This window comes from Streptomyces sp. NBC_01176, from assembly GCF_045039825.1.
Lineage (GTDB): Bacteria > Actinomycetota > Actinomycetes > Streptomycetales > Streptomycetaceae > Streptomyces.
In genome coordinates, this window is record NZ_CP108600.1 from 7473973 (window position 1) to 7498468 (window position 24496).

The 24496-nt window shown below is 72.1% G+C and carries 22 protein-coding genes; 13 read left to right on the forward strand and 9 right to left on the reverse strand.

Features of this window, described 5'->3' with window-relative positions:
• Positions 1-36: 36 nt before the first annotated feature.
• Positions 37-786, reverse strand: coding sequence for a GntR family transcriptional regulator (locus OG199_RS32405; RefSeq protein WP_405832449.1), 750 nt, complete (start codon positions 784-786; stop codon positions 37-39).
• A 27-nt stretch (positions 787-813) separates the two neighbouring features.
• Positions 814-2154: a homogentisate 1,2-dioxygenase gene (gene hmgA / locus OG199_RS32410; RefSeq protein WP_356803526.1), complete on the reverse strand. Its 1341-nt coding sequence runs from the start codon at positions 2152-2154 to the stop codon at positions 814-816.
• A gap of 212 nt (positions 2155-2366) precedes the next feature.
• On the opposite strand from hmgA, the gene OG199_RS32415 reads away from it, so the two are divergent.
• The 8 genes from OG199_RS32415 (at position 2367) to OG199_RS32450 (ending at position 12287) form a co-directional block, all read left to right on the forward strand.
• Entirely contained in the window at positions 2367-3074 is a 708-nt protein-coding gene (locus OG199_RS32415) for a nuclear transport factor 2 family protein (protein ID WP_401802948.1), read from the forward strand.
• Positions 3071-3691 carry a TetR/AcrR family transcriptional regulator gene (locus OG199_RS32420; RefSeq protein ID WP_356803530.1) on the forward strand — a complete coding sequence of 207 codons (621 nt, stop codon included), beginning with the start codon at positions 3071-3073 and terminating at the stop codon, positions 3689-3691. The genes OG199_RS32415 and OG199_RS32420 overlap by 4 nt, the downstream gene beginning before the upstream one ends.
• Before the next feature lie 131 nt (positions 3692-3822).
• Positions 3823-6090: a molybdopterin oxidoreductase family protein gene (locus OG199_RS32425; protein ID WP_405832452.1), complete on the forward strand. Its 2268-nt coding sequence runs from the start codon at positions 3823-3825 to the stop codon at positions 6088-6090.
• Between the two features lie 121 nt (positions 6091-6211).
• Positions 6212-7654, forward strand: coding sequence for a CitMHS family transporter (locus OG199_RS32430; RefSeq protein ID WP_405832454.1), 1443 nt, complete (start codon positions 6212-6214; stop codon positions 7652-7654).
• Between the two features lie 219 nt (positions 7655-7873).
• On the forward strand, positions 7874-9217 hold the full coding sequence (locus tag OG199_RS32435; RefSeq protein WP_356803535.1) for an ABC transporter ATP-binding protein: 1344 nt from the start codon (positions 7874-7876) through the stop codon (positions 9215-9217).
• Between the two features lie 18 nt (positions 9218-9235).
• Positions 9236-9688, forward strand: a complete 453-nt coding sequence (locus tag OG199_RS32440) for a DUF3574 domain-containing protein (RefSeq protein WP_405832457.1) — start codon at positions 9236-9238, stop codon at positions 9686-9688.
• A gap of 110 nt (positions 9689-9798) precedes the next feature.
• Complete coding sequence (locus OG199_RS32445) at positions 9799-11187, forward strand: aldehyde dehydrogenase family protein (protein ID WP_405832459.1); 1389 nt, start codon at positions 9799-9801, stop codon at positions 11185-11187.
• A gap of 17 nt (positions 11188-11204) precedes the next feature.
• Positions 11205-12287, forward strand: coding sequence for a Zn-dependent alcohol dehydrogenase (locus OG199_RS32450; protein WP_356803538.1), 1083 nt, complete (start codon positions 11205-11207; stop codon positions 12285-12287).
• Positions 12288-12356: 69 nt separating this feature from the next.
• On the opposite strand, the gene OG199_RS32455 is transcribed toward OG199_RS32450, so the two are convergent.
• The 3 genes from OG199_RS32455 to OG199_RS32465 all read right to left on the reverse strand — a co-directional run bounded on the left by OG199_RS32455 (position 12357) and on the right by OG199_RS32465 (position 14878).
• Complete coding sequence (locus OG199_RS32455) at positions 12357-13304, reverse strand: DMT family transporter (RefSeq protein WP_405832461.1); 948 nt, start codon at positions 13302-13304, stop codon at positions 12357-12359.
• A gap of 89 nt (positions 13305-13393) precedes the next feature.
• Positions 13394-14107 carry an ArsR/SmtB family transcription factor gene (locus OG199_RS32460; RefSeq protein ID WP_405832463.1) on the reverse strand — a complete coding sequence of 238 codons (714 nt, stop codon included), beginning with the start codon at positions 14105-14107 and terminating at the stop codon, positions 13394-13396.
• Between the two features lie 129 nt (positions 14108-14236).
• On the reverse strand, positions 14237-14878 hold the full coding sequence (locus OG199_RS32465; protein ID WP_356803543.1) for a TetR/AcrR family transcriptional regulator: 642 nt from the start codon (positions 14876-14878) through the stop codon (positions 14237-14239).
• Positions 14879-14963: 85 nt separating this feature from the next.
• On the opposite strand from OG199_RS32465, the gene OG199_RS32470 reads away from it, so the two are divergent.
• The 3 genes from OG199_RS32470 (at position 14964) to OG199_RS32480 (ending at position 17148) form a co-directional block, all read left to right on the forward strand.
• A complete protein-coding gene (locus OG199_RS32470) occupies positions 14964-16115 on the forward strand; it encodes an acyl-CoA dehydrogenase family protein (protein WP_266697962.1) in 1152 nt (383 codons plus the stop codon).
• 60 nt (positions 16116-16175) lie between these two features.
• Positions 16176-16427 carry a YiaA/YiaB family inner membrane protein gene (locus tag OG199_RS32475; RefSeq protein WP_356807492.1) on the forward strand — a complete coding sequence of 84 codons (252 nt, stop codon included), beginning with the start codon at positions 16176-16178 and terminating at the stop codon, positions 16425-16427.
• A 94-nt stretch (positions 16428-16521) separates the two neighbouring features.
• Complete coding sequence (locus OG199_RS32480) at positions 16522-17148, forward strand: TetR/AcrR family transcriptional regulator (RefSeq protein ID WP_356807490.1); 627 nt, start codon at positions 16522-16524, stop codon at positions 17146-17148.
• Positions 17149-17212: 64 nt separating this feature from the next.
• On the opposite strand, the gene OG199_RS32485 is transcribed toward OG199_RS32480, so the two are convergent.
• Complete coding sequence (locus tag OG199_RS32485; RefSeq protein ID WP_356807494.1) at positions 17213-17674, reverse strand: MaoC family dehydratase; 462 nt, start codon at positions 17672-17674, stop codon at positions 17213-17215.
• 107 nt (positions 17675-17781) lie between these two features.
• Here OG199_RS32485 and soxR point away from each other — a divergent pair, with 107 nt between their 5' ends.
• Positions 17782-18291: a redox-sensitive transcriptional activator SoxR gene (gene soxR, locus OG199_RS32490; protein ID WP_356807488.1), complete on the forward strand. Its 510-nt coding sequence runs from the start codon at positions 17782-17784 to the stop codon at positions 18289-18291.
• 103 nt (positions 18292-18394) lie between these two features.
• Here soxR and OG199_RS32495 read toward each other — a convergent pair whose 3' ends face one another.
• The 3 genes from OG199_RS32495 to OG199_RS32505 all read right to left on the reverse strand — a co-directional run bounded on the left by OG199_RS32495 (position 18395) and on the right by OG199_RS32505 (position 21282).
• Entirely contained in the window at positions 18395-19462 is a 1068-nt protein-coding gene (locus tag OG199_RS32495; protein ID WP_401802924.1) for an RNA ligase (ATP), read from the reverse strand.
• A gap of 188 nt (positions 19463-19650) precedes the next feature.
• The gene (locus tag OG199_RS32500) at positions 19651-20379 is read right to left on the reverse strand and encodes a 3-keto-5-aminohexanoate cleavage protein (RefSeq protein WP_405832468.1); all 729 of its coding nucleotides are present in this window, start codon (positions 20377-20379) and stop codon (positions 19651-19653) included.
• 300 nt (positions 20380-20679) lie between these two features.
• Positions 20680-21282 carry a hypothetical protein gene (locus OG199_RS32505; RefSeq protein ID WP_356807483.1) on the reverse strand — a complete coding sequence of 201 codons (603 nt, stop codon included), beginning with the start codon at positions 21280-21282 and terminating at the stop codon, positions 20680-20682.
• A 377-nt stretch (positions 21283-21659) separates the two neighbouring features.
• Here OG199_RS32505 and OG199_RS32510 point away from each other — a divergent pair, with 377 nt between their 5' ends.
• Positions 21660-24452 carry a penicillin acylase family protein gene (locus OG199_RS32510; RefSeq protein WP_405832471.1) on the forward strand — a complete coding sequence of 931 codons (2793 nt, stop codon included), beginning with the start codon at positions 21660-21662 and terminating at the stop codon, positions 24450-24452.
• Positions 24453-24496: the final 44 nt, after the last annotated feature.

Genomic DNA, 24496 nt, shown 5'->3' on the forward strand with positions numbered 1-24496 from the left:
GACGCGGGCCGCGCACGCCGTCCTCGTACGCCGTCGTCAGTGGGCGTCGAGCGTGACCGTGAAGGAGAAGCGGTCCCCGCGGTACTGGATGCGGGCCACGTCCAGGGCGGCGCCGTCCTCGCCGTACACGATGCCGGTGTAGTGCAGGATCGGGCTGAGCAGCGGCACTTGGAGCAGCCGAGCCGTCTCCGGGTCCGCCAGCCGGGCCTCCACGGTGTCGGTGATCCGGCTGATGCGCAGGCCCACCACGTCCCGCAGCACCTTGGTCATGGGCCAGCGCACCAGGTCCTGCGGGTCGATCAGCGCCGCCAGTTCGGGACGTACGTAGTTGCGCGCGTGGTTCGTCGGCTCGCCGGTCTTCTCGTCGCTGCGCAGCCGGTGGTACGCGCCCACCTCGGTCACGTCCGGGAAGTACTCGGCGAGTTCGGCCGGCAGCGGGACCGGTCCGTGGCCGAGCAGCTCGGTCGTCATGCCCGACTGCTGGGCCACGATCGTGTCCACCGAGCCGAGCAGCCGCACGGGCGCACCCCGCCGCGCACTCGGCTCGATGAACGTGCCCCGCCGGCGATGGCGGTTGATCAGCCCCTCGTCCTCCAGCTCCTTGAGCGCCTGCCGCATGGTGAGCACGCTCACCCCGTAGTGCCCGGCCAACTGCTCCTCGGTCGGCAGCCGTAGCGGATCATGGGGCGACCGCCCGAGTATCGAGGCGCGCAAGGACTGCGACACCTGGTACCAGAGCGGCAACTTGCGGTTCAGGACGATCGAATCCGGGGCGAAGGAGGTCACGAAGGTATCCGTACCGGTCGCCGCAGCTCAGCGCAACGGGCGGAAGTGCCGTTGGAGGCCCTGCCACACGTCGTCGTACCCGCGCTGCAGGTGCTCCGCGCCCGCCGCCTGTGCCGTGGCGGTCACCGGCCAGCGCGTCTCGAACATGAACGCGAGCCCGTCGTCGACCTTCTGGGGCCGCAGTTCGGCGGCGCTCGCCCGGTCGAAGGTCTCCCGGTCGGGCCCGTGCGCCGACATCATGTTGTGCAGCGAGCCGCCTCCCGGCACGAAACCCTCGGCCTTCGCGTCGTACGCCCCTTCGATGAGCCCCATGTACTCGCTCATCACGTTCCGGTGGAAGTACGGCGGCCGGAAGGTGTCCTCACCCACCAGCCAGCGCGGCGCGAAGACGACGAAGTCGACGCCGGCGAGCCCCGGTGTGTTGCTCGGCGAGGTCAGCACCGTGAAGATCGACGGGTCCGGGTGGTCGTAGCTGATGGTGCCGATCACGTTGAAACGGCGCAGGTCGTAGACGTACGGCAGATGGTTGCCGTGCCAGGCGACGACATCCAGCGGAGAGTGGTCGTACGTCGCCGTCCAGAGGTTGCCGCAGAACTTGTTGACGACCTCGACCGGGCCCTCGGTGTCCTCGTACGCGGCCACGGGGGCGAGGAAGTCGCGTGCGTTGGCGAGTCCGTTGGCGCCGATCGGGCCCAGATCGGGCAGTTGGAAGGGCGCCCCGTAGTTCTCGCACACATAGCCGCGGGCGGACACCCCGGGCCCGCCGTCGAACGCGTCGTCGAGCAGCTCCACCCGGAAGCGGACCCCCCGGGGGATCAGCGCGACCCCGCCCGGCTCCACCCGCAGCAGCCCGAACTCGGTACGCAGCAGCAGCCCGCCGCGCTCCGGCACGATCAGCAGCTCCCCGTCGGCGTCGCTGAACACCCGCTCCATCGGGGAGTTGGCGTGATAGAGGTGCACCGCCATGCCCGTGCGCCGCGTCGCGTCGCCGTTGCCGCCGAGTGTCCACAGGCCCGCGAGGAAGTCCGTGCCCGCGGGAGGCTCCGGCAGCGGGTTCCAGCGCAGCCGGTTGGGGTCGGGCTCGGTCTCGGTGAACGGAGCCGAGCGCAGGGTGCCGTTGTCCGTGCGCGTGAACGCGGGATGCGCGGCCGAAGGGCGGATGCGGTACAGCCACGAACGCCGGTTGTGGGCTCTGGGTTCGGTGAACGCCGTACCGCTCAACTGTTCCGCGTACAGCCCGAGCGGGGCGCGCTGCGGCGTGTTGCGGCCGTGCGGCAGCGCCCCCGGGACCGCCTCCGAGCTGTGTTCGTTGCCGAATCCGGAGAGGTAGGCCAGCCCCTCGGCCGTCTTCCTCGCGTCCCCGCTCATGATCGCTCCCTCGCGCCCGATTCCTATGCATCACCGTAGGATTCGACGTCACCGTGCGCAAGAGGGCGCTCGCGGCACCGCTCGGGACCGGCCACGGCCGCGGCGCGCGGCCGGGGCGCGGGGGCGACGTACGACCCAGGGCTTGCCGCACGGGCCGAGAACCCGACTTCAGGGGGATCCGGCCGTCGGACCGTTGTTCTACTCTCCCCGGCATGTCGTGGAAGCGTGGACTGCTCGCCGCGCTCGCGGTCTGCGTCCTGCTCGGCGGACCGGCGGGCTGCGGCTCCGGTGACGGGCACGGGCGAGGGGAGCGGGTGTCGGCCTCGCCCGTGGGCAGACTCCTGGACGGGACGGACGAGGAGGGACGGCACTACCGTGAGGTCGACAAGAAGAACGCGCCCGAGGTCGCGATCGAGGTCCAGCCGGACTCCGACTACGGCTGGGACGTGCGCCTGAGCGTCCACCACTTCCACTTCTCGCCCGCCGGAGCGAGGACCCGGGCCCTGGCCGGCCGCGGCGTCGCACTGCTCTACCTCGACGGCCGCACCATCGCCACGCTGCGCACCGTCGAACACCACCTCGCCGGCGGCCTGGTGCCACGCGGCACCCACCACGTCACCGCACGCCTCTACGCGGACGACCGGACGGTGTGGGCCGTGCACGGCAAGCCGGTGCAGAGCACGGCCGACATCACGGCGTCCGCGTCCGCCCCGACGCACGGCTCCGCCCCGACGCGCGGCTCCGCCCCGGCGGCCACGCCGACCCGGACTCCGCCCCCCGCGGCCACCGCCACGGGGGCCACCGCGGCGGCCGGCACGACCACCCCGCCCCGCACGCGGACGGCCACGACGAGCGGGAACGGCGGCCCGGCCGGTACCGACACGGGAGGTTCACCGGACTCCGGCGGAAAGGCATCATGAAGCCCGTGCCCCCTGCGACCCCGCTCCGCCGTGCGCCCGTCCAGCGCCGCAGCGCCGAAAGACTGACGAGGATCCTCGACGCCTGCGCCGGCCTTCTCGACGAGGTCGGCTACGACGCCCTGAGCACCCGGGCCGTGGCCCAGCGCGCGGGTGTCCCGATCGGATCCGTCTACCGCTTCTTCGGCAACAAGCGCGCCATGGCCGACGCACTGGCCCAGCGCAACCTGGAGCACTACACCGAACGAGTCGCCGTCCGCCTCGGGGAGTCGGACGACGCGGGCGGCTGGCGGGCCGCCATGGACGCCGTGCTCGACGAGTACCTCGCCATGAAACGCACCGCTCCCGGCTTCTCCCTGGTCGACTTCGGAAACCAGATACCGGTCGGCTCCGGTCACGCCGAGCCCAACACCCGCGTCGCCGACCGGCTCACCGACCTGCTCTCCGGCTATCTCGACCGCACGCCCGACGAGGACCTGCGGCGCACCTTCCTCGTCGCCGTGGAGGCCGCCGACACCCTGGTCCACCTCGCCTTCCGGCTCGACCCGGAGGGCGACGAGCGGATCATCGCCGAGACCCGGCAACTGCTGCGTGCCTATCTGGGCCGCGTCCTCGACTGAACCGGGCGCGGGCCGGGGAGGGTGCGCAGATTTTCGACCGCACCCCCGAGAGCCCTCCCTTTCATCCGTACCGGTCGGTATGCTCGGCCGCGTCCGTGTGCCACCGCTGCCGCCGTCCTCCGGGAGGACCCGTGTCCCGCACCTCCGGCACCACCCGAGACTCCCGCACCGCCCTGCGCGTCTGCCCCCTCTGCGAGGCCACCTGCGGGCTGACGCTCACCATCGAGGGCACCCGGGTGACCGGCGCCCGCGGCGACCGTGACGACGTGTTCAGCAAGGGATTCCTCTGCCCCAAGGGTGCCTCCTTCGGGGCCGCCGACGGCGATCCCGACCGACTGCGCGCCCCCCTCGTGCGCGAGGACGGCGCACTGCGCGAGGCCACGTGGGAGGAGGCCTTCGACGCCGTCGCGACGGGACTGCGCGCGGTCGTGGACCAGCACGGCCCGCACGCCGTCGGCGTCGTCCTGGGCAACCCCAACGTCCACACCATGGCCGGCGCCCTCTACCCGACCGTTCTGCTCTCCGGCCTCGGCACCCGCAGCGTCTTCACAGCCTCCACCGTCGACCAGATGCCCAAACACGTGTCGAGCGGCCTGCTCTACGGCGACGCCAACGCCATCCCCGTGCCGGACCTCGACCACACCGACCACCTCCTGCTGATCGGCGCCAACCCCCTGGAATCCAACGGGAGTCTGTGCACCGCACCCGACTTCCCCGGCAAGCTCAAGGCGCTGCGGGCCCGCGGCGGCACGCTCACGGTCATCGATCCGCGCCGGACCCGCACGGCCGAACTCGCGGACCGTCACGTGGCCGTCCGGCCCGGCACCGACGCCCTGCTGCTCGCGGCGATGACCCACGTCCTCTTCGAGGAGAAGCTCGTCGACCCCGGCGAGCTCACTCCGCACCTCCAGGGCATCGAGGAACTCGAGGACGCCGTGGGGGACTTCACCGCCGAAGCCGCGAGCGAGGCCTGCGACGTACCCGCCGACACCATCCGGGCACTCGCCCGCGAGCTGGCCGCCGCCCCCACCGCGGCCGTCTACGGGCGCATCGGAAGCTGCACGGTGCCCCACGGCACCCTCGCCAGCTGGCTCGTCGACATCCTCAACATCCTCACCGGCAACCTGGACCGGCCCGGCGGCGCCCTCTTCCCGCTCGCCGCCACCGACCGGACGCCCCGGCCCGCGGGCCCCGGTCACGGCTTCGCGCTCGGCCGCTGGCACAGCAGGGTGAGCCGGTACCCCGAGGCCAAGGGTGAACTGCCGCTGTCCGCCCTCGCGGAGGAGATGGACACCGCCACGCCCGAAGGGTCCCCGGTCCGCGCCGTCATCGCCGTCGCCGCCAACCCCGTCCTGTCCGCCCCCGACGGCGACCGCCTCGACAAGGCCCTCGACTCGCTCGACTTCATGGTCAGCGTCGATCCGTACCTCAACGAGACCTCCCGCCACGCGCACGTCGTCCTGCCTCCGCCCCCGCCCTCGCAGAGCGCCCACCACGACTTCGCCTTCAACACCCTCGCCGTACGCAACCAGGTCCGCTACAACCGCCCCGCCGTCCCCCTCGAACCCGGCCGGATGGCGGAGACCGAGATCCTCGCCCGCCTGGTGCTGGCCGCGACCGGCATGCACGGGACCGACCCGTCCGCCGTCGACGCCATGGTCGTCGACTCCACCCTCGCCAAGGCGGTCGAGGACGCGCACGGACCGGTGCACCGGCGCGACCCCCGCGAACTCGCCGCCGCGCTCACCGGCGAGACCGGACCCGAGCGGCGCCTCGACATGATGCTGCGCCTCGGCCCGTACGGCGACGGTTTCGGCGTCCGCCCGGACGGTCTGAACCTGGACCGGCTCCTCGCCCGGCCGCACGGCATCGACCTCGGACCGCTGCGCCCCCGCCTGCCGCAGCCGCTCAAGACCCGCAGCGGCAGGATCGAACTGCTCCCGGCACCCGTCGCCGACGACCTGCCGCGGCTGCGGGACGCCCTGCGCGAACGCCCGGCCGCGATCGTGCTCGTCGGCCGACGCCATCTGCGCTCCAACAACAGCTGGATGCACAACGTGCCCGCGCTCACCGGCGGTTCCAACCGCTGCACCCTGCACGTCCACCCCGAGGACGCCGCACGTCTCGGGCTCGCCGACGGGACGGCCGTACGCATCAAGGGGGCCGGGGGAGAGGTGACCGCCCCCGCGGAGGTGACCGACGCCGTGCGGCGCGGAGTGGTGAGCCTGCCGCACGGCTGGGGACACGACCGTCCGGGCACCCGGATGAGCCACGCCGCCCTCGATCCCGGCGTCAACGTCAACCAGCTTCTCGACGGCTCGCTCCTCGACCCGCTGTCGGGCACGGCGGTGCTCAACGGCATCCCCGTCGAGCTCACGCCCGCCGAGACGAGGCTGTGACCTGGAGTTTTGCGCTTATTGCTCGCGCGTCAACATCTTGTCAACCGATTCCGGACCGACCTAACGTCGTCGCACCGCCGGCCCTGGCGGGAGTTCAAGGGCGAACGTTAGGTATCCACCCATGCTGACCATCCTCGGCTTCACCATGATCGCGACCTTCCTGGTCCTGATCATGGTGAAGAAGATGTCGCCGATCGCGGCGCTCGTGCTCATTCCGGCACTCTTCTGTGTCTTCGTCGGAAAGGGCGCCGAACTCGGCGACTACGTCATCGACGGCGTCACCGACCTCGCCCCCACGGCGGCGATGCTGATGTTCGCGATCGTCTACTTCGGAGTGATGATCGACGTCGGCCTCTTCGACCCGATCGTCCGGGGGATCCTGAGGTTCTGCCGGGCCGACCCGCTGCGGATCGTGATCGGAACGGCGGTCCTCGCCGCGGTCGTCTCGCTCGACGGCGACGGCTCGACCACCTTCATGATCACGGTCTCGGCGATGTACCCGCTCTACAAGCGCCTGAAGATGAGCCTGGTCGTGATGACCGGCGTCGCCGCGATGGCCAACGGAGTGATGAACACGCTGCCCTGGGGCGGCCCCACCGCCCGCGCCGCGACCGCGCTGAAGCTGGACGCGAGCGACATCTTCGTCCCCATGGTCCCGGCCCTCGCCGTCGGCCTGCTGAGCGTCCTGGCCCTCGCGTACGTCCTCGGGCGCCGCGAACGCCGGCGGCTCGGCGTGCTGACGCTGGACGAGGTGCTGGAACCGGAGACCGCGACGGTCCTGGTCGGTGCGGGCGGCGGTGACGGAACCGGGGCCGTGCGCGCGGGTGGTGCGGGCGGCGGTGACGGAACCGGGGCCGTACCCACGGGCGGTGCGGGCTCCGGGCCGGGCGCGGACGCCGGTGTTCCCGACGAGGAGGACGGGTTCCAGGGACTCGACCCCCACCGCGTCACCCTGCGCCCCCGGCTCTACTGGTTCAACGCGCTGCTCACCCTCGCCCTGCTGACCTCCATGATCATGGAGTGGCTGCCGATCCCGGTCCTCTTCCTGCTCGGCGCCGCGCTCGCGCTCACCGTCAACTTCCCCCACATGCCCGACCAGAAGGCCCGCCTCGGCGCCCACGCCGAGAACGTCCTGAACGTCTCCGGCATGGTCTTCGCCGCCGCCGTCTTCACCGGCGTCCTCCAGGGCACCGGCATGGTCGACCACATGTCCAAGTGGCTGGTCTCCAACATCCCCGACGGAATGGGCCCGCACATGGCCCTCGTCACCGGTGTCCTCAGCATCCCGCTCACCTACTTCATGTCCAACGACGGCTTCTACTTCGGTGTCCTGCCGGTGCTCGCCGAGGCGGGCCACGCACACGGCGTCTCGTCGCTGGAGATCGCCCGCGCCTCGCTCGTCGGCCAGCCGCTGCACATGTCGAGCCCGCTCGTTCCCGCCGTGTACGTCCTGGTCGGCATGGCGAAGGTCGAGTTCGGCGACCACACCCGGTTCGTGGTCAAGTGGGCGGCGCTGACGTCGCTGGTGGTGCTGGGGGCGGGGATCCTGTTCGGCATCGTCTGACGGACGTCGGCCGGGCGTCCGCCCTCCGCGACCCCGCCCGGAGCGGTAGGCGATCGTCCGTTTCCTCCCGGGGTGAACCGTGCCGACCGATCCCGCCGTGTGTCTTCCCCCGGGCGTGCGCGGTCCGTTAGCTTCCGTGACTCACACGTCCCCCGCGACCCGCCCGGGACGTCCGACCGCGGAGCACCAGCGCCCTGTGAGCCCCCGGGGGCACCCTTCATGACACGCGCCATCTCCCTGCACCAGGTCAGCAAGTCGTACGCGCGCGGTGTCCGCGTCGTGGAGCGGCTCTCGCTCGACATCAGGCCCGGAGAGTTCCTGGTCCTGCTCGGACCCTCCGGCTGCGGAAAGTCGACCGTGCTGAGGATGATCGCCGGGCTGGAGGACCCGAACGAGGGCGAGGTGCGCCTGGACGGCGAGTTCGCGAACGATCTGCCGCCGGCCGAACGGGACATGGCGATGGTCTTCCAGAACTTCGCCCTCTACCCGAGCATGACCAGCCGCGACAACATCGGCTTCCCGCTGCGCATCGAGACGCCCGGCGAGGACCCCCGCCCGCGCGTCGACGCCACCGCCCGGATGCTCGGCATCGAGGACCTCCTCGACCGCTTCCCCAACCAGCTGTCGGGAGGCGAACGCCAACGCGTCGCGATGGGCCGCGCCATCGCCCGGCACCCCTCCGCCTTCCTGATGGACGAGCCGCTGTCCAACCTCGACGCAAAGCTCCGCAACCACCTGCGCGCCGAGATCGCCTCCCTCACCAGAAAACTGGGCGTCACCACGGTGTACGTCACCCACGACCAGGCCGAGGCGCTCTCGCTCGGCGACCGGGTCGCCGTCCTGCGCGGCGGCGTGCTCCAGCAACTGGGCACGCCCCGCACGGTCTACGCACTGCCCGCGAACGTCTTCGTCGCCGCCTTCATCGGCACGCCCCGCATCAACCTGCTGCGCGGGCTCGTCCGGGCACCGCTCGACGGCGCCATGACGATCAGCCTCGGCCGGCAGTACCTCCGGCTGCCCGAACCCCTCTGTCTCGACCACCAGTTGCTCCGGGTGCAGCAGGGCAGGGAGGTCATCGTCGGCCTGCGCTCCGAGGGGGTCCGCATCGCCAGACCGTCGGAGGCCAGGCCCGGCGAGGTGGCGATCAGCGGTCTGGTCGAGCATGTGGAGTTCCAGGGGCACGAGGTGCTCGTCCACTTCAACACCGGCTCGCGGCCCGCCTTCGTACCGGAGCTGGAAGCGCCGCGTCCGGTCCGTCCGGTCCGCCGGCGGCGCCGTGCGGGCTCCGTCCTGGGCCGCTTCCGGGAGCGGGCGGCCGGCCTGCGGGCCGGGCCCGCGGTCGTCCTGGAGCACCCGGGCGACACGGAACCCGCCCGCGCCGACGAGGCCCCGCCGGAGGGGCGGCTGCCCGGTGACCTCGTCGTCCGTACCACCCCCGACTTCGAACTCCGGCACGGCCTCCAGGTCCCCCTCCTCGTCGACCTCGCCCACCTGTTCGTCTTCGACCAGCACGGCGAACGCATCTGTCCCGCCCCGGCGCGGCTGCCCGACCTGGACGAGTGAGGTGGCCAGCATGCGTGCATGGTGCCGCTCGGCATCCGCGCCCGGGTGGGCGCCGCCACCGCCACCGCCCTGCTCGCCGCCGACGCCCCGGCCGCGTACGCCCTGTTCGACGACGCGGGCCCGAAGGCCCCGGCCACCGCGAGGACTTACGTCGAGACCCGGCTGCTGTTCGGCACCGAGCGGCCCGGCGGCGGACCGGCCGTGACCGACCCGCAGTTCATGGCCTTCGTCGACCGTGAGGTGACGCCGGCCTTCCCCGAGGGGCTCACCGTGCGGGACGGCCGCGGCCAGTATCGTGACGCGCACGGCGTCATCGAGCGTGAGCGGTCGTACGAGCTGATCCTGCTGTATCCGGCGGCGCAGGCCCGTGCGCGGGACGCCGGGGTCGAGCGGATCCGGACGGCGTACGAGAGGACGTTCGGGCAGGAGTCCGTGGCCCGCCTCGACGCGCCCACCCGGGCGGACTTCTGAGACCCCGGGGACGTCCGGGCCGCACGCGCCCCCCGATCCCCCTGGCGCCACAAAACTATCATCGCTAGTTTAGGGTCCGGACCGACGCGGCCCCGCCCGGGAGGAACACGATGAAGGCACATGACGGCATGTACATCGACGGTGCCTGGCGCCCCGCCGCCGGCACCGACACCATCGAGGTGGTGAACCCGGTCGACGAGCAGGTGGTGGGCCGGGTCCCGGCGGGCGCCGCCGAGGACGTCGACGCCGCGGTACGGGCCGCCCGCGCCGCCTTCCCGGCCTGGGCCGCGACCCCGCCCGCCGAGCGCGCCGCGCGGCTGGCCGCCCTGCGTGACGTGCTCGACGCCCGCAAGGACGAGATCGCCGAGACCGTCACGGCGGAGCTCGGCTCGCCGCTCGCGTTCTCGCAGGCGGTCCACGCGGGCGTACCGATCCTGGTCGCGGGCTCCTACGCCGAACTCGCCGCCACGTACGCCTTCGAGGAGCGGGTCGGCAACTCGGTCGTGCACCAGGAGCCCGTCGGGGTGGTCGGCGCGATCACGCCCTGGAACTATCCGCTCCACCAGATCGTCGCCAAGGTCGCCCCGGCGCTCGCCGCCGGTTGCGCGATCGTCCTGAAGCCCGCCGAGGACACCCCGCTGACCGCCCAGCTCTTCGCGGAGGCGGTCGCGGAGGCGGGCGTGCCGGCCGGTGTCTTCAACCTCGTCACCGGCCTCGGTCCGGTGGCCGGCCAGGCCCTCGCCGAGCACCCGGACGTGGACCTGGTCTCCTTCACCGGCTCCACGGCCGTCGGCCGGCGGATCGGCGCCGCGGCCGGCGCCGCCGTCAAACGGGTCGCGCTGGAACTCGGCGGCAAGTCGGCCAACGTGATCCTGCCGAGCGCGGACCTCGCGAAGGCGGTCAACGTCGGTGTCGCGAACGTGATGTCCAACTCCGGCCAGACGTGCAGCGCCTGGACCCGCATGCTGGTGCACGGCTCGCGGTACGAGGAGGCCGTGGAGCTCGCCGCCGCGGCGGCGGTGAAGTACGGCGACCGCATCGGCCCGGTGGTCAACGCCAAGCAGCAGGCCCGGGTGCGGAGTTACATCGAGAAGGGTGTCGCCGAGGGCGCTCGGCTGGTCGCGGGTGGCCCCGAAGCGCCGCGCCCCCAGGGGTACTTCGTCAGCCCGACCGTCTTCGCCGATGTCGAGCCCGGGATGACGATCGCCCAGGAGGAGATCTTCGGACCGGTGCTGTCGATCCTGCGCTACGAGGACGAGGAGGACGCCGTCCGGATCGCCAACGGCACGGTCTACGGGCTCGCCGGGGCCGTCTGGGCCGGCGAGGAGGCCGAGGCGGTGGCGTTCGCGCGACGGCTCGACACCGGACAGGTCGACATCAACGGCGGACGCTTCAACCCCCGCGCCCCGTTCGGTGGGTACAAGCAGTCCGGAGTCGGACGCGAGCTGGGCACGCACGGCCTGTCCGAGTACCTCCAGACGAAGTCCCTCCAGTTCTAGACCCCAGGAGCACGCACATGGTTCGCGCTGCCGTCCTTCCCGCCGTGGGCGCTCCTCTGGAGATCGCCGAGATCGACCTCCCCGCGCCGGGCCCGGGCCAGGTCCGCGTCCGGCTGGCCGCCGCCGGGGTCTGTCACTCCGACCTCTCGCTGTCCGACGGCACCATGCGGGTTCCCGTTCCCGCCGTCCTCGGCCACGAGGGAGCCGGGACTGTCGTCGCCGTGGGCGAGGGCGTGACGGGCATCGCCTCCGGTGCTCCGGTGGTCCTCAACTGGGCTCCCTCCTGCGGGAGTTGCCACGCCTGCACGTTGGGGGAGGTGTGGCTGTGCGCCAACGCGCTGACCGGAGCGGGGAACGTGTACGCACGGCGCGCGTCCGACGGGAGCGACCTCCACCCCGGCCTGAACGTGGCCGCGTTCGCCGAGGAGACGGTGGTGGCCGCCGGATGCGTGCTCCCCGCTCCGGACGGCATTCCGCTCACCGACGCCGCTCTGCTCGGCTGCGCCGTCCTCACCGGATACGGCGCCGTCCACCACTCCGCCGGGGTCCAGCCCGGCGAGACCGTCGCCGTGTTCGGGGTCGGCGGGGTGGGTCTCGCGGCGCTCCAGGCCGCCAGGATCGCGGGCGCCTCGAAGATCGTCGCCGTCGACGTCTCCCCCGAGAAGGAGTCACTGGCCCGTGCCGCGGGCGCCACGGACTACGTCGTCGCCTCCGAGACCACCGCCCGTGAGATCCGTGCCCTCACCGGCAAACAGGGCGTCGACGTGGCCGTCGAGTGCGTCGGTCGCGCCGTGACCATCCGCGCCGCCTGGGACTCCACCCGCCGCGGCGGCCGCACCACGGTCGTCGGCATCGGCGGCAAGGACCAGCAGGTCACCTTCAACGCACTGGAGATCTTCCACTGGGGCAGGACCCTGGCCGGCTGTGTGTACGGCAACTGCGACCCGGCGCGCGATCTCCCGGTGCTCGCCGAGCACGTACGGGCGGGCCGGCTGGACCTGGCGATGCTGGTCACCGAGCGGATCGGGCTGGAGGGGATCCCGGGCGCGTTCGAGAACATGGTGGCCGGGAAGGGCGGACGGGCGGTGGTGGTGTTCTAGCCGGTGGGACCCCCGGGGGAGCGGGGGGGTCTGCCCCCCCCGGGCCTCCCCTTCTCGGCAGGCTTTTTGTCAGGCGCGCTCCGACGGCCGGGGCGAGGCCGTCGCGCGCGCCGGACCGGTGACCCCCGTCCGGGACCGCGACACCGCGACTCCGGCCAGGCACAGGGCGCCGCCCGCCAGGGTCAGCGCCCCCGGGACCTCGTCGAGGAAGAGCCAGGACATCGCGACGACCAGTGCGGGGACCGCGTACGTGGTCGCCCCCATCCGGCTCGCGGTGGTCCGGGCCAGGGCGTACGCCCAGGTCGTGAAGGCCAGTGCGGTCGGGAAGACACCCAGGTAGATCACGTTGAGGGTGGCGGAGCCGGGTGCGTCCGCCACCTCGTGGACCAGCTGTCCCGCGAACGGCAGACAGGCGACGGCGCCCACGAGACACCCGAACGTGGTGACCTGGAGGGCGCTCGCCCGGCCGAGGGCAGGCTTCTGGGCGACGACGCCCGCCGCGTAGCCGACCGCCGCGAGCAGACACAGGACCACCCCGAGGACCGAGGAACCGCCCCTGCCGGACATCGACAGCCCCACCGCGAGCGCGCCCGTGAAGGACACCGCCATCCCCGCGAGCAGCCGCGGCGGCATCGGGTCCCCCAGCAGCCGGGAGCCGAGCAGCGCGATCAGGATCGGTCCGGTGTTCACGACCAGCGCCGCCGTACCGGCGTCCACCTGCTGCTCACCCCAGTTCAGGACGACCATGTAGAGGCCGAACCAGAGCAGGCCGGACAACGCGATCCCGCGCCAGGCCTCCCGCGGGGGCAGACCCTCGCGGCGCAGCAGACAGATCGTGCCCAGGGCCACGGCGCCCGCCAGCAGCCGGCCGAGCGCCAACGCCCCCGGGGAGTACGCCGCGCCCGCGCTGCGGATCGATACGAAGGCGGAGGCCCACAGCACGACGGTGACCGACGCAGCGCCCGCGGCGAGCACCTCCGTGCGGCGGGCGGGAGCGGGTGAGGAGGCGTTCATCATGCTCCTGAGGCTAGGTGCGGGCGGGGGCGCGGGACCGGCGGATTACGGACGCCGTGGTGAGGGGGCGGGCGTCGGTGCGGCGGGGTCCCTCAGCGGAGCGCCGTCGCCTCGACGCCCAGGAGTTCCGCGAAGGCGTGCTCCCCCTCCGGGGTGACCTTGACGGCCCGCTCCGATCCGATGCGTACGCACCAGCGGGCGTCCAGGGCGTGGCGGCACAGGGCCGCGCCCGCGGTGCCGGCGAGGTGGGGGCGGCGCTCGGTCCAGTCGAGGCAGGCGCGGCTGAGGGGGCGGCGGCCGGTGCGGTTCAGGGCGATGCCGGTCGTGTCGAACCAGCGCAGGCCCGCGTCGGTGAGGGCGAAGCCGGTGTCCTGGCGCAGCAGTCCGCGCTGGGTGAGGGCGTCGGTGAGGGCGATACCGAGCCGCCCGGCGAGATGGTCGTAGCAGGTGCGTCCGCGGGCCATCGCGGAACCCGCGCCGGCCGCCCGCAGGGAGCGGGGACGCTCGGCGGCGCCGGGGGCGACCTGGGCGGCCAGGTCCTCCACCAGCTGGGCGACCCGGCTGTCGGCCAGGCGTACGTAGCGGTGGCGGCCCTGCCGCTCCTCGGTGAGCAGGCCGCCCGCGACCAGTCTGCCGAGGTGTTCGCTGGCCGTCGACGGCGCGACCTCGGCGTGCCGGGCCAGCTCACCGGCGGTCCAGGCGCGGCCGTCGAGCAGCGCGAGCAGGAGGACGGCGCGGGTCTCGTCGGCGATCATCCCGGCCAGCGCCGCCAGACCGGGCGCGACCGGATCCTTCCGTCTGGTCATACGCCCAGGATGCGCCAGGAACACTTCGGCGCCGGCCGAAGCATGGGGGAGGGAACACCCGCGGGCCCCCGTCCGGGCACTCCGTCTCCGAGTCCGGCCACTGCATGGCCCGGCCACCGGGTGGTCCGGTCACTCCGTCCCGGTCACCCGCTGGAACTGCTGCACCAACCCGTCCAGCAGCGCCGTGAGTCCCACCTCGAACGCCCGCTCGTCGATCTTCTCCTGCTGCTCGGCGAGCAGATGGGCCTGCCCCAGGTGGGGGTAGTCGGCGGGGTCGTACGCGGCCTCGTCGTCGACGAAGCCGCCGGCGAACGAGCCGAGGGCGGAGCCCATGATGAAGTACCGCATCAGGGCGCCGATGGAGGTGGCCTGCGCAGGCGGCCAGCCGGCGCCGACCATCGCGCCGAAGACCGCGTCGGCCAGACGCAGACCGGCGGGCCGGCGGCCGGGGCCGCGCGCGAGGACCGGGACGATGTTCGGGTGGTCGCGCAGGGCGGCCCGGTAGGAGACGGCCCAGTCGTGCAGCGCGGTGCGCCAGTCCCGCCCGTCCTCGAACATGGAGAGATCGACCTGTGCGCTCACGGAGTCCGCGACCGCCTCCAGGATCTGGTCCTTGGTGCGGAAGTGGTTGTAGAGGGAGGGTCCGCTCACTCCCAGTTCGGCGGCGAGCCGGCGCGTGGAGAGGGTCGCCAGGCCCTCGGCGTCCACCAGGGCCCGTGCCGTCTCGACGATCCGGTCGGTGCTGAGGAGGGGCTTGCGCGGTCGGGCCATGGCGCACATAGTAGGGCTGCACACTTAAACTAGCAGTGCTAATTTACATTTTCGGATGTACGGCTTTCACGTGGGGTGTTCCGTCATGAACCTGGAGCTCAGCGAGGAGCAGACCGCCGTCCGGCAGCTCGCCAAGGACTTCGTGGACCGTGAGATCGCCCCCCACGTGGTGGAGTGGGACCGGGCGGAGGAAGTCGACCGGTCCCTCGTCAAGAAGCTCGGCGAGGTCGGTTTCCTCGGCCTCACCGTCGACGAGGAGTACGGCGGCAGCGGCGGCGACCATCTCGCGTACTGCCTGGTGACGGAGGAGCTGGGGCGCGGGGACTCGTCCGTGCGCGGCATCGTCTCCGTCTCGCTCGGCCTGGTCGCCAAGACGATCGCGCACTGGGGGAGCGAGGAGCAGAAGCGGCAGTGGCTGCCGGGGCTGACCTCCGGCACCCAGGTGGGCTGCTTCGGCCTCACCGAGCCCGGCACCGGCTCGGACGCGGGCCATCTGACGACCAGGGCCGTACGGGACGGCGACGACTACGTCATCAACGGCACCAAGATGTTCATCACCAACGGGACATGGGCCGATGTGGTGCTGCTGTTCGCCCGGTCGACCGACGAGCCCGGCCACCGTGGCATCTCCGCCTTCCTGGTACCGACGGACACACCGGGACTGACCCGCCACACCGTCCACGGCAAGCTCGGGCTGCGCGGCCAGGCCACCGCCGAACTCGTCCTCGAGGACGTCCGTGTCCCCGCGAGCGCCATGCTGGCGCCGGAGGGCAAGGGGTTCTCCGTGGCCATGTCCGCCCTGGCCAAGGGGCGGATGTCGGTGGCCGCCGGCTGCGTCGGCATCGCCCAGGCCGCGCTGGACGCCGCCGTGACGTACGCGACCCAGCGGGAACAGTTCGGCAAGACCATCGCCCACCACCAGCTCGTCCAGGAGCTGATCAGTGACATCGCCGTGGACGTGGACGCGGCGCGCCTGCTGACCTGGCGGGTCGCCGACCTCGTCGACCGCGGGCTGCCGTTCGCCACCGAGTCCTCCAAGGCCAAGCTCTTCGCCTCGGAGGCGGCCGTGCGCGCCGCGAACAACGCGCTCCAGGTCTTCGGCGGCTACGGCTACATCGACGAGTACCCGGCGGGCAAACTGCTGCGCGACGCCCGGGTGATGACTCTCTACGAGGGCACCAGCCAGATACAGAAGCTGGTCATCGGACGTGCGCTGACCGGGGTTTCGGCCTTCTGAGTACGCGGGTGAGTACGGGAGCGGATGCGGCCCGGCCCGTATCGGCCGAGTCTGGTCCGCATGACTGACACATCCGTCAAGCAGCAGTCCACCGCCGCCTTCTACGGCCAGGCGGTCGCCTCCTTCGCGGTCGCCATGGTCGCGACCACCATCGGCATCTTCAAGCTGGAGGCCGACACCTGGGTGCGTGCCTTCCTGGGCGTCGCCGTCCTCTATCTGGTGACCTCGTGCTTCACGCTGGCCAAGGTGATCCGGGACCGGCAGGAGGCACAGCTCGCGCACCGTTCGTACAGTCCGTTCGAAAAGCTCTGAGTACGAGACGGGCCGCCCTGAGCGGGCGTGCTAAGCGCTCGCTCAGTATCGGAGGTATGGTGTTCGTCCTGTCAGTGGAAGGGGCGAACCAGCGATGAGTGCGGCGCAGGAGACGGTCGACGGCGAGATGCAGCCGTGGGCCGAGGTCACCCCGGACGCGGCCCGGCGGCTGCTCATCGCCGCCGTGGAGGCCTTCGCCGAGCGCGGGTACCACGCGACGACGACCCGGGACATCGCCGGGCGGGCCGGCATGAGCCCGGCCGCGCTCTACATCCACTACAAGACCAAGGAAGAACTGCTCCACCGGATCAGCCGGATCGGGCACGACAAGGCCCTCGCCATCGTGCGCAGCGCGGCGGACGGCGAGGGCGCCGCCGCCGAGCGGCTCACCGACGCCGTGCGCTCCTTCGTACGGTGGCACGCCGGGCAGCACACCACCGCGCGGGTGGTGCAGTACGAGCTCGACGCGCTCGGCCCCGAGGCCCGTGCCGAGATCATCGCGCTGCGGCGGCAGACCGACGCCGCCGTGCGCGGGATCATCGAGGACGGCGTCGCGGCCGGGGACTTCGACGTGCCGGACGTCCCGGGCACCACGCTCGCGGTGCTCTCGCTCTGCATCGACGTGGCCCGCTGGTTCAACGTCGACGGCCCCCGCACGCCCGACGAGGTCGGCGGGCTCTACGCCGACCTCGTGCTGCGCATGGTGGGGTCCAAGGAGTAGGTCCGAGGGTGGCCCCGGTGCGGGTCCCGCGGCCGGCGCCGTTCAGACGTGCTGGCGCGACCCCTCAGACGTAGTAGCGCGACACCGACTCGGCGACGCACACCGGCTTGTCGCCGCCCTCGCGCTCCACGGTGAAGGCCACGGACACCTGGACACCGCCGGGCACGTCGTCGACACCGGTGATCCTCGCGGTGGCGCGCAGCCGTGAGCCGACCGGTACGGGGGCGGGGAAACGGACCTTGTTCGTACCGTAGTTGACCCCCATCTGCACGCCCTCGACGCTGATCAGCTGCGGGCCGAAGAGCGGGAGCAGGGACAGGGTGAGATAGCCGTGCGCGATCGTCGTGCCGAAGGGGCCCGACGCGGCCCGCTCGGGGTCGACGTGGATCCACTGGTGGTCGCCGGTCGCCTCCGCGAAGAGGTCGATCCGCTTCTGCTCGATCTCGACCCAGTCGCTGTACCCCAACTGCTCGCCCACGGCGGCACGCAGTTCGTCGACCGTCGCGAACGTCCTAGGCTCTGCCATCTCGCTGACCTCCCATATCTCCATGTCTAAGCGACTGCTTAGCATGGTCGGGTGCGGGGCGCATGTCAACGGACCGGGCGGGTGACGAAGTCGGTAGGGTTGGAGGGGTGCCCCAGATCCCTGAGAAGATCCACGAGCTGACCGTCGGCCAGCTGTCGGCCCGCAGCGGCGCCGCTGTGTCCGCCCTGCACTTCTACGAGTCCAAGGGCCTGATCAGCAGTCGCCGCACCACCGGGAACCAGCGCCGCTACCACCGGGACGCGCTGCGCCGGGTCGCCTTCGTCCGCGCCGCCCAGCGGGTCGGCATCCCGCTGGCCACCATCCGTGAGGCCCTCGCCGAGCTCCCCGAGGAGCGCACCCCGACGCGCGCGGACTGGGCCCGGCTCTCCGAGGCGTGGCGTGGCGAACTCGACGAGCGCATCAAGCAGTTGAGCAGGCTGAGGGACCATCTGACCGACTGCATCGGCTGCGGGTGTCTGTCCCTGGACAACTGCGTGCTCTCCAACCCGGACGACGTCTTCGGCGAGCGCCGGACCGGTTCCCGGCTCATGGTCGAGCGCGGCGCGGGGCCACGGCCGGCGCCGGAGGGGCGCAGAGAGTCCGAGGACTGCCGCTGACCCCGGCGCTCCCGGCCGAGCCGGACGCCGCCCCCCACCAGGCCGACGGGAAGGTGAGGGACACGGTCCGGGGTCCCGGGACCCGCGGGCGCCGCCGCCCCGCTCACTCGTACTCCGTGCCGCCCTTGCGGGTCAGATACGCGGGGCTGACCGCCTTCGCGATGGCCCGGCCGCCCGTCACCGGGCTGTACCGCTCGGTCGCGGGCCGGATGACCACGCCTTCGCGCAGATGCAGTCCGCGGCCGGAGACCGTCTCCCGGCCCGAGGCGGCCTCCAGTACGCGGTCGATGGCGTACGGGCCCTCGTACAGCCGTGGCACCAGGGGCAGTTCGCCCTCCAGCAGCGCCGCCGCGTCCAGCCAGCGGACCTCACCGTCGATCTCCGCGGACACGTCGAACACGGCGTAGCCGAGGGTCTCGCGGCGGCCGTCGGCGCCGTAGGAGAGGTCCTGTACGCCCGCCCCGTACACCTCGCCGAAGATACCGACCCGGCGTGCGCCGAGCCGCTCGGCGAGCCGGGCCGCGGCGCCCGCGACCCCGTGGCCGTGCACCGCGCGCCAGTACAGATTGCGCGGATCCTCCTTGAGCGCCAGCGACTTGGCGCCGAAGCCCTTGGAGGAGACGTGCGCGCGCCCCTCGTCCGCGAGGTGGGTCACCAGGCAGGCCGAGCCGTGCAGCTTCTCCGTCAGTACGACGGGCTCGCCCGGCGCGAAGATGTCCGGGTACCGCTGGATGTTCTCGATGTCGACCCAGGGCAGCAGTCCGGGCGCGGACTCGATCTCGCCGTTCATGGTGGGCGGGATCGGGGGCACCCATTTGACGATGCCGAGCGTCTCGGCGAAGTCGGTGCCGTCCGCGGCGGCACGCTCCAGGTCGACGTCCGCCAGCGCTTTGGGGCGGCAGACGATTCCCTGCGACAGCTCTCCGCGCAGTCGTACGGCCCTGACCCGGTCCGACGCGCTGCCCGCGAGCCGTCCGGTCAGACCCAGCTCCTCGATCAGCGCGGGCGGGAGCACGGACTGCTCCGGGATGTAGAGCGCGGTCTCGCCGGTGCGGTAGGCGCCCTTGGCGACGACGGCCCGGTACAGGCCCACCTGGGCCAGCTCGAGCGCGTCGGCGTTCGGGTGCTCGTGGACGGTCAGTACTTCGGCGGTGACGCGCAGCGTCGACATCGGTTTCTCCTCGGGTTCCGCGGGCTTCTCGGCCGGGTTTCGTCGCCCCCAACTGTCCGGACCGCAAAGGAGTGGAGCGAGCGGATTTACGGCTGTTACCGTCGGCTTCCGCGACGTACGCAGGCGCACACCGGGACCGCGGTGCGGCCTGCTGGGCCCGCCGCCCGTGCCGGAGCCCCCGGCCCGTGCTACGCCGGGTGCCGGGCGGCCTCGTGCTGGACCAGCCCCTCGGCCACCAACTGCGCGTTGGACAACGCCCGCTCACCGTCCGGCAGGACGAGGGTGTCCTCCAGTCCGATCCGGGTCGCCAGCCCCAGCCGGCCCGCGAGCCGCAGCACCGGCCACGTGCCGCCCTCCTCGCCGTGCAGGAGGACGGGGACGCCGTGCGCGGTGCCGAGGCCGGCGAGGAGGGCCAGGGCGGAGCGATCGGCCGTCCGCGGGGAGGGGTCGGTCACCTCGGCCAGTACCCGCAGCACGCGCGGTCCGAGCGGCGACGCGGTGAAGCGGGTGGCGCCGTCGGTGCCGGACCAGATGCCCGCCTCCACACCGATCCCGCGGTCGAGAAGGGCCGCCGCCAGCTCCTCGGCGCCCGGTTCGTGCCAGTTGACCGAGGCGTGGTCGGGCAGCACCGTCCAGGACCGGACCCGCTCCACGCGGGCGGTGGGACCGGGCTCGGCCCACGCGCCGGTCGTCACACCGACCGGGACGTCGACCCGGGCCCGGATCGCGTCGAGGACCGCCGCGACCGCCCTCGCCGACAGGGTGTCCTGCCCGCAGGGGGTCTTGGGGTGAACATGGACGTCCGAGGCCCCGGCCCCGACCGCCCCGGCCGCGGACTCGGCCGACGCCCCGGGGGACAACGGCACGCCGACACCGTCACCGGCCCCCCGCGCCCCGTTCAGACAAACCTGCATCACACCCCTGATCCTGCCACCCGGCCACCCCCGTGGCCACGTGGTCACCCCGGGGGCAGGGCCCTGTTGTGAGGGGCGCGGGGAACCGCGCGCTCGGCCCCGGGCGCCCCGCGGCGAGTGACGGTCCCGCTGCCCTCGTACCCCGCCACTCGACGAACCGCGGGGACTGCGCGCCCGGCCACCGACAACCCGCGGCGAACAACTGACCCGCAGCCCCCACGCCCCGCCACTCACCCCAGCACACCGAACCAGGACAACTCGCCACAAACCAACCGCACCCCACCGCTCAACCCAGCGGAGCGCCTACGCCGAGACGAGCAGTCGTCCGCGTCGCGCCTCCGCCACGGCCTCGGGCGTCAGGACGGGCCGCGGCACGACAATCCCGCAGCCCTTGCAGACCGGACCCGAGGACGGTTCGTGGGCCAGGTCGTACTTCCACGCGAGGCGCTCCCCGGTGCACACCGGGCAGACCGCCCCGGGCTCCCGCTCCAGCGCGGCGATCAGCCGGCGCAACACCTCGGCCATGGGCTCACGGGGATGGATCCTGGGGTCGTCGCACCACGCGACACCGAACCCGCCCCAGGTCAGCCGGTGCCAGTCGTCCACGCTGCCCGGGCGGCGCAGCCCGTCGTGCTTCTCCTTCTTGCGACGCTCGGCGAACTCGACCTCGTAGGCGAGCCAGACGGAGCGGGCCTCCTCCAGTTCCTCCAGTGCGGCCACGAGCCGCGCCGGGTCGGGAGACCGGTCCTCGGGGCCGAAACCGGCCCGGGAACACAGATGGTCCCAGGTCGCCCGATGCCCGTATGGGGCGAACCGCTCAAGGCACTTGCGCAGTGAATAGCGCCGCAGTGCCAGATCACTCCTCGGATCTCGCACCTGTCTCGCCAGACTCCGGAAACCGGCCATCGCCCTGCACCTCCGTCACACCTGCACCTGTACTTCGGTCACTTCGGCGTCGTCGTCCTAAGGACGTCGCCGAGTAGACGTATCGACACGCGATTCGGCTCCCTCAGATTTCCGACGAGTGCCACAAGTCACCGGCCGAACTCCCCCGGCCTACCCCCCTTCGCGGTCCTCACCTGTGGAAACGGCTGTGAGCCGGGATGCCGGGGCCCCGGGGGATTCCCGCGGCCCGGTGATCCCCGAGGGCGGCGGACCGGGGAGTCCCGTACGGCCTTCCGCTCCTCAACTGCCCTGTGATCGTTAAAAGTTGACGCATGTTCATCTTCCCACTCGGGGATACCGGCGGTAACGTCCGGCCCACCCCGTCGGGAGGAGCTGCCATGCCACGGTGCACCCCACGTACCACCCTCGACAGACTGAGAACTCCCCGCAGATTCCCAAGGTTCCTGAAGGCCGCGTCCATCTGCGTCCTGGTCGCCGGCCTGCTGTCCCCGTTGACCCAGGCCGCCGCCGCGGGCGGCACGGCCGCATCCGCCGCGAACGACTACTGCGGCGGTCAGTGTTCCGACATCCTCCCGCCCGGGGAGAACGGCAACGCGACCCTCGCCCAGATCCTCCTCAACCAGGTCTTCGGTACCCAGCCCGACCACGCCGAGGACCAGCTCGGCCCCTACAGCAACCTCGCCGCGGGCTACTCCACGCTCACCGACGACAAGATCAACACCTTCTTCAACGACGCGTCCTTCGGCGTCGCGTCCGACCAGGTCGCCTCGACCACCAAGCCGGGCGGCCGCACGGACGTGACGATCGTGCGCGACAAGAAGTCCGGAGTGCCCCACATCACTGGTACTACCCGCTATGGCACCGAGTACGGCGCCGGATATGCGGCGGCCCAGGACCGGCTGTGGCTGATGGACGTCTTCCGGCACGTCGGCCGGGGTCAGCTGACCTCCTTCGCGGGCGGCGCCCCCTCCAACCAGGGCCTCGAGCAGGAGTTCTGGCGCAACGCGCCCTACACCGAGGCGGATCTGCAGACGCAGATCGACAGCGCCACCGCCAACGCCGGAGCCCGCGGCACCCAGGCCCTCGCGGACGCCAACGCCTACATCGACGGCATCAACGCCTACATCGACGCCTCCGACAGCGGCCGCTACTTCCCCGGCGAGTACGTCCTGACCGGCCACAAGGACGCCATCACCAACGCCGGCACGATCGACCACTTCAAACTCACCGACCTGGTCGCGCTGGCCTCCGTGATCGGCGCGCTCTTCGGTTCCGGAGGCGGCGGCGAGGTCAACAACGCGCTCTCGCTGCTCGCCGCCCAGTCCCAGTACGGTGTGACCGAAGGCACCAAGGTCTGGGAGTCCTTCCGCGAACGCAACGACCCCGAGGCCGTGCTCACCGTCCACAACGGCGAGAGCTTCCCGTACGCCACCAAGCCCGACACCGCGCAGGGCGAGGCGCTGCCCGACGCGGGTACGGTGGCCCAGGAGCCGCTGGTCTACGACCGCACCGGCAGCGCCGCCACCGCCAAGGCCACCGGTACCTCGGCCGCGGCGGCCGCGACCAGTCTCAGCTCGGCCAGACGCGGGATGTCCAACGCCCTCGTGGTGAGCGGCAAGGCCACCGCCAGCGGCCACCCGATCGCCGTCTTCGGCCCGCAGACCGGCTACTTCGCGCCACAACTCCTCATGCTCCAGGAGATCCAGGGCCCGGGCCTCAGCGCACGCGGCGCCTCCTTCGCGGGACTGAGCATGTACGTCGAGCTCGGCCGCGGCCAGGACTACTCGTGGAGCGCGACGACGTCCGGCCAGGACATCATCGACACCTACGCCGTCGAGCTGTGCCAGGACGACTACCACTACCTGTACCACGGCACCTGCACCGCCATGGACAAGGTCGAGCGGACCAACTCCTGGAAGCCGACCACGGCCGACAGCACGGCGGCGGGTTCGTACCGCATGCAGGTCTACCGGACCAAGTACGGTCCCGTGGAGTACCGCGCGACGGTCGGCGGCAAGAAGGTCGCCTACACCACCCTGCGCTCCTCCTACATGCACGAGGCCGACTCGATCATCGGCTTCCAGATGCTCAACGACCCGGACTACGTGAAGAGCCCGGGGACCTTCCAGAGCGCGGTGCAGCACATCAACTACACCTTCAACTGGTTCTACGCCGACTCCGCGCACACCGCGTACTACAACAGCGGCGACAACCCGGTGCGGGCGAGCGGCGTGGACGCCGAGTTCCCGGTCTGGGCGCAGGCCGCGTACGAGTGGCGGAACTGGGACCCGGCCACGAACACCGCCGCGTACACCCCGCCGTCCGCCCACCCCAACTCCGTGGACCAGGACTACTACATCTCCTGGAACAACAAGCAGGCCAAGGACTACACCACGGCGCCCTGGGGCGACGGCTCCGTGCACCGCGGCAACCTCCTGGAGGACCGGGTGAAGAAGCTGGTCGCCGCGGGCGGGGTGACCAGGTCCGCGCTGACCCGGGCGATGGCCGACGCGGCGCTCGCCGACCTGCGGGCCGAGGACGTGCTGCCGAAGCTGCTGCAGGTCGTCAGGAGCTCGCCGGTCACGGACACCACGGCCGCGGCGGCGGTGACCAAGCTGTCCGACTGGGTGACGGCCGGAGCCAGACGCAAGGAGACCTCGGCCGGCTCGAAGACCTACGCCGACGCCGACGCGATCCGCATCCTGGACGCCTGGTGGCCGCTGATGGTCAAGGCCGAGTTCGCACCCGGCCTCGGCACCGACCTGTACACCGCCTTCACCGCCAACCTGCCCGTCGACGAATCACCGTCGGCGGCGCACGGCCCGACCGGCGCGCACGCGGGCAGTTCCTTCCAGTACGGCTGGTGGAGCTATGTCGACAAGGACATCAGGGCGGTGCTGGGCCAGTCGGTGCAGGGCGGGCCGGCGCAGAAGTACTGCGGCGGCGGCAGCCTGAGCGCCTGCCGGGACATCCTGATCAGCACGCTCAAGACGGCCGCGGGCCTGACCGCCGCCCAGGTCTACCCCGGCGACGACCAGTGCTCGGCGGGTGACCAGTGGTGCGCCGACTCGATCGTCCAGCGGGCGCTCGGCGGCATCAAGCACGGCAGGATCACCTGGCAGAACCGGCCGACGTACCAGCAGGTCGTGGAGTACGCGTCGCACCGTTGACCCCGGTCGTACCGTCAACTCCCGCCCGGCGGCGGATCGGAGCC

Bases quoted from the DNA above. Each gene is read 5' to 3' on its own strand.
- OG199_RS32465 (WP_356803543.1), bottom strand. From the start codon at position 14,878: ATGGCCCGACCGCGCAAGCCCCTCCTCAGCACCGACCGGATCGTCGAG.
- OG199_RS32510 (WP_405832471.1), top strand. From the start codon at position 21,660: ATGCCACGGTGCACCCCACGTACCACCCTCGACAGACTGAGAACTCCC.
- OG199_RS32475 (WP_356807492.1), top strand. From the start codon at position 16,176: ATGACTGACACATCCGTCAAGCAGCAGTCCACCGCCGCCTTCTACGGC.
- OG199_RS32440 (WP_405832457.1), top strand. From the start codon at position 9,236: ATGGTGCCGCTCGGCATCCGCGCCCGGGTGGGCGCCGCCACCGCCACC.
- OG199_RS32495 (WP_401802924.1), bottom strand. From the start codon at position 19,462: ATGTCGACGCTGCGCGTCACCGCCGAAGTACTGACCGTCCACGAGCAC.
- OG199_RS32445 (WP_405832459.1), top strand. From the start codon at position 9,799: ATGAAGGCACATGACGGCATGTACATCGACGGTGCCTGGCGCCCCGCC.
- OG199_RS32435 (WP_356803535.1), top strand. From the start codon at position 7,874: ATGACACGCGCCATCTCCCTGCACCAGGTCAGCAAGTCGTACGCGCGC.
- OG199_RS32430 (WP_405832454.1), top strand. From the start codon at position 6,212: ATGCTGACCATCCTCGGCTTCACCATGATCGCGACCTTCCTGGTCCTG.
- OG199_RS32415 (WP_401802948.1), top strand. From the start codon at position 2,367: ATGTCGTGGAAGCGTGGACTGCTCGCCGCGCTCGCGGTCTGCGTCCTG.
- OG199_RS32460 (WP_405832463.1), bottom strand. From the start codon at position 14,107: ATGACCAGACGGAAGGATCCGGTCGCGCCCGGTCTGGCGGCGCTGGCC.
- hmgA (WP_356803526.1), bottom strand. From the start codon at position 2,154: ATGAGCGGGGACGCGAGGAAGACGGCCGAGGGGCTGGCCTACCTCTCC.
- OG199_RS32470 (WP_266697962.1), top strand. From the start codon at position 14,964: ATGAACCTGGAGCTCAGCGAGGAGCAGACCGCCGTCCGGCAGCTCGCC.
- OG199_RS32455 (WP_405832461.1), bottom strand. From the start codon at position 13,304: ATGATGAACGCCTCCTCACCCGCTCCCGCCCGCCGCACGGAGGTGCTC.
- OG199_RS32485 (WP_356807494.1), bottom strand. From the start codon at position 17,674: ATGGCAGAGCCTAGGACGTTCGCGACGGTCGACGAACTGCGTGCCGCC.
- OG199_RS32505 (WP_356807483.1), bottom strand. From the start codon at position 21,282: ATGGCCGGTTTCCGGAGTCTGGCGAGACAGGTGCGAGATCCGAGGAGT.
- OG199_RS32420 (WP_356803530.1), top strand. From the start codon at position 3,071: ATGAAGCCCGTGCCCCCTGCGACCCCGCTCCGCCGTGCGCCCGTCCAG.
- OG199_RS32450 (WP_356803538.1), top strand. From the start codon at position 11,205: ATGGTTCGCGCTGCCGTCCTTCCCGCCGTGGGCGCTCCTCTGGAGATC.
- OG199_RS32480 (WP_356807490.1), top strand. From the start codon at position 16,522: ATGAGTGCGGCGCAGGAGACGGTCGACGGCGAGATGCAGCCGTGGGCC.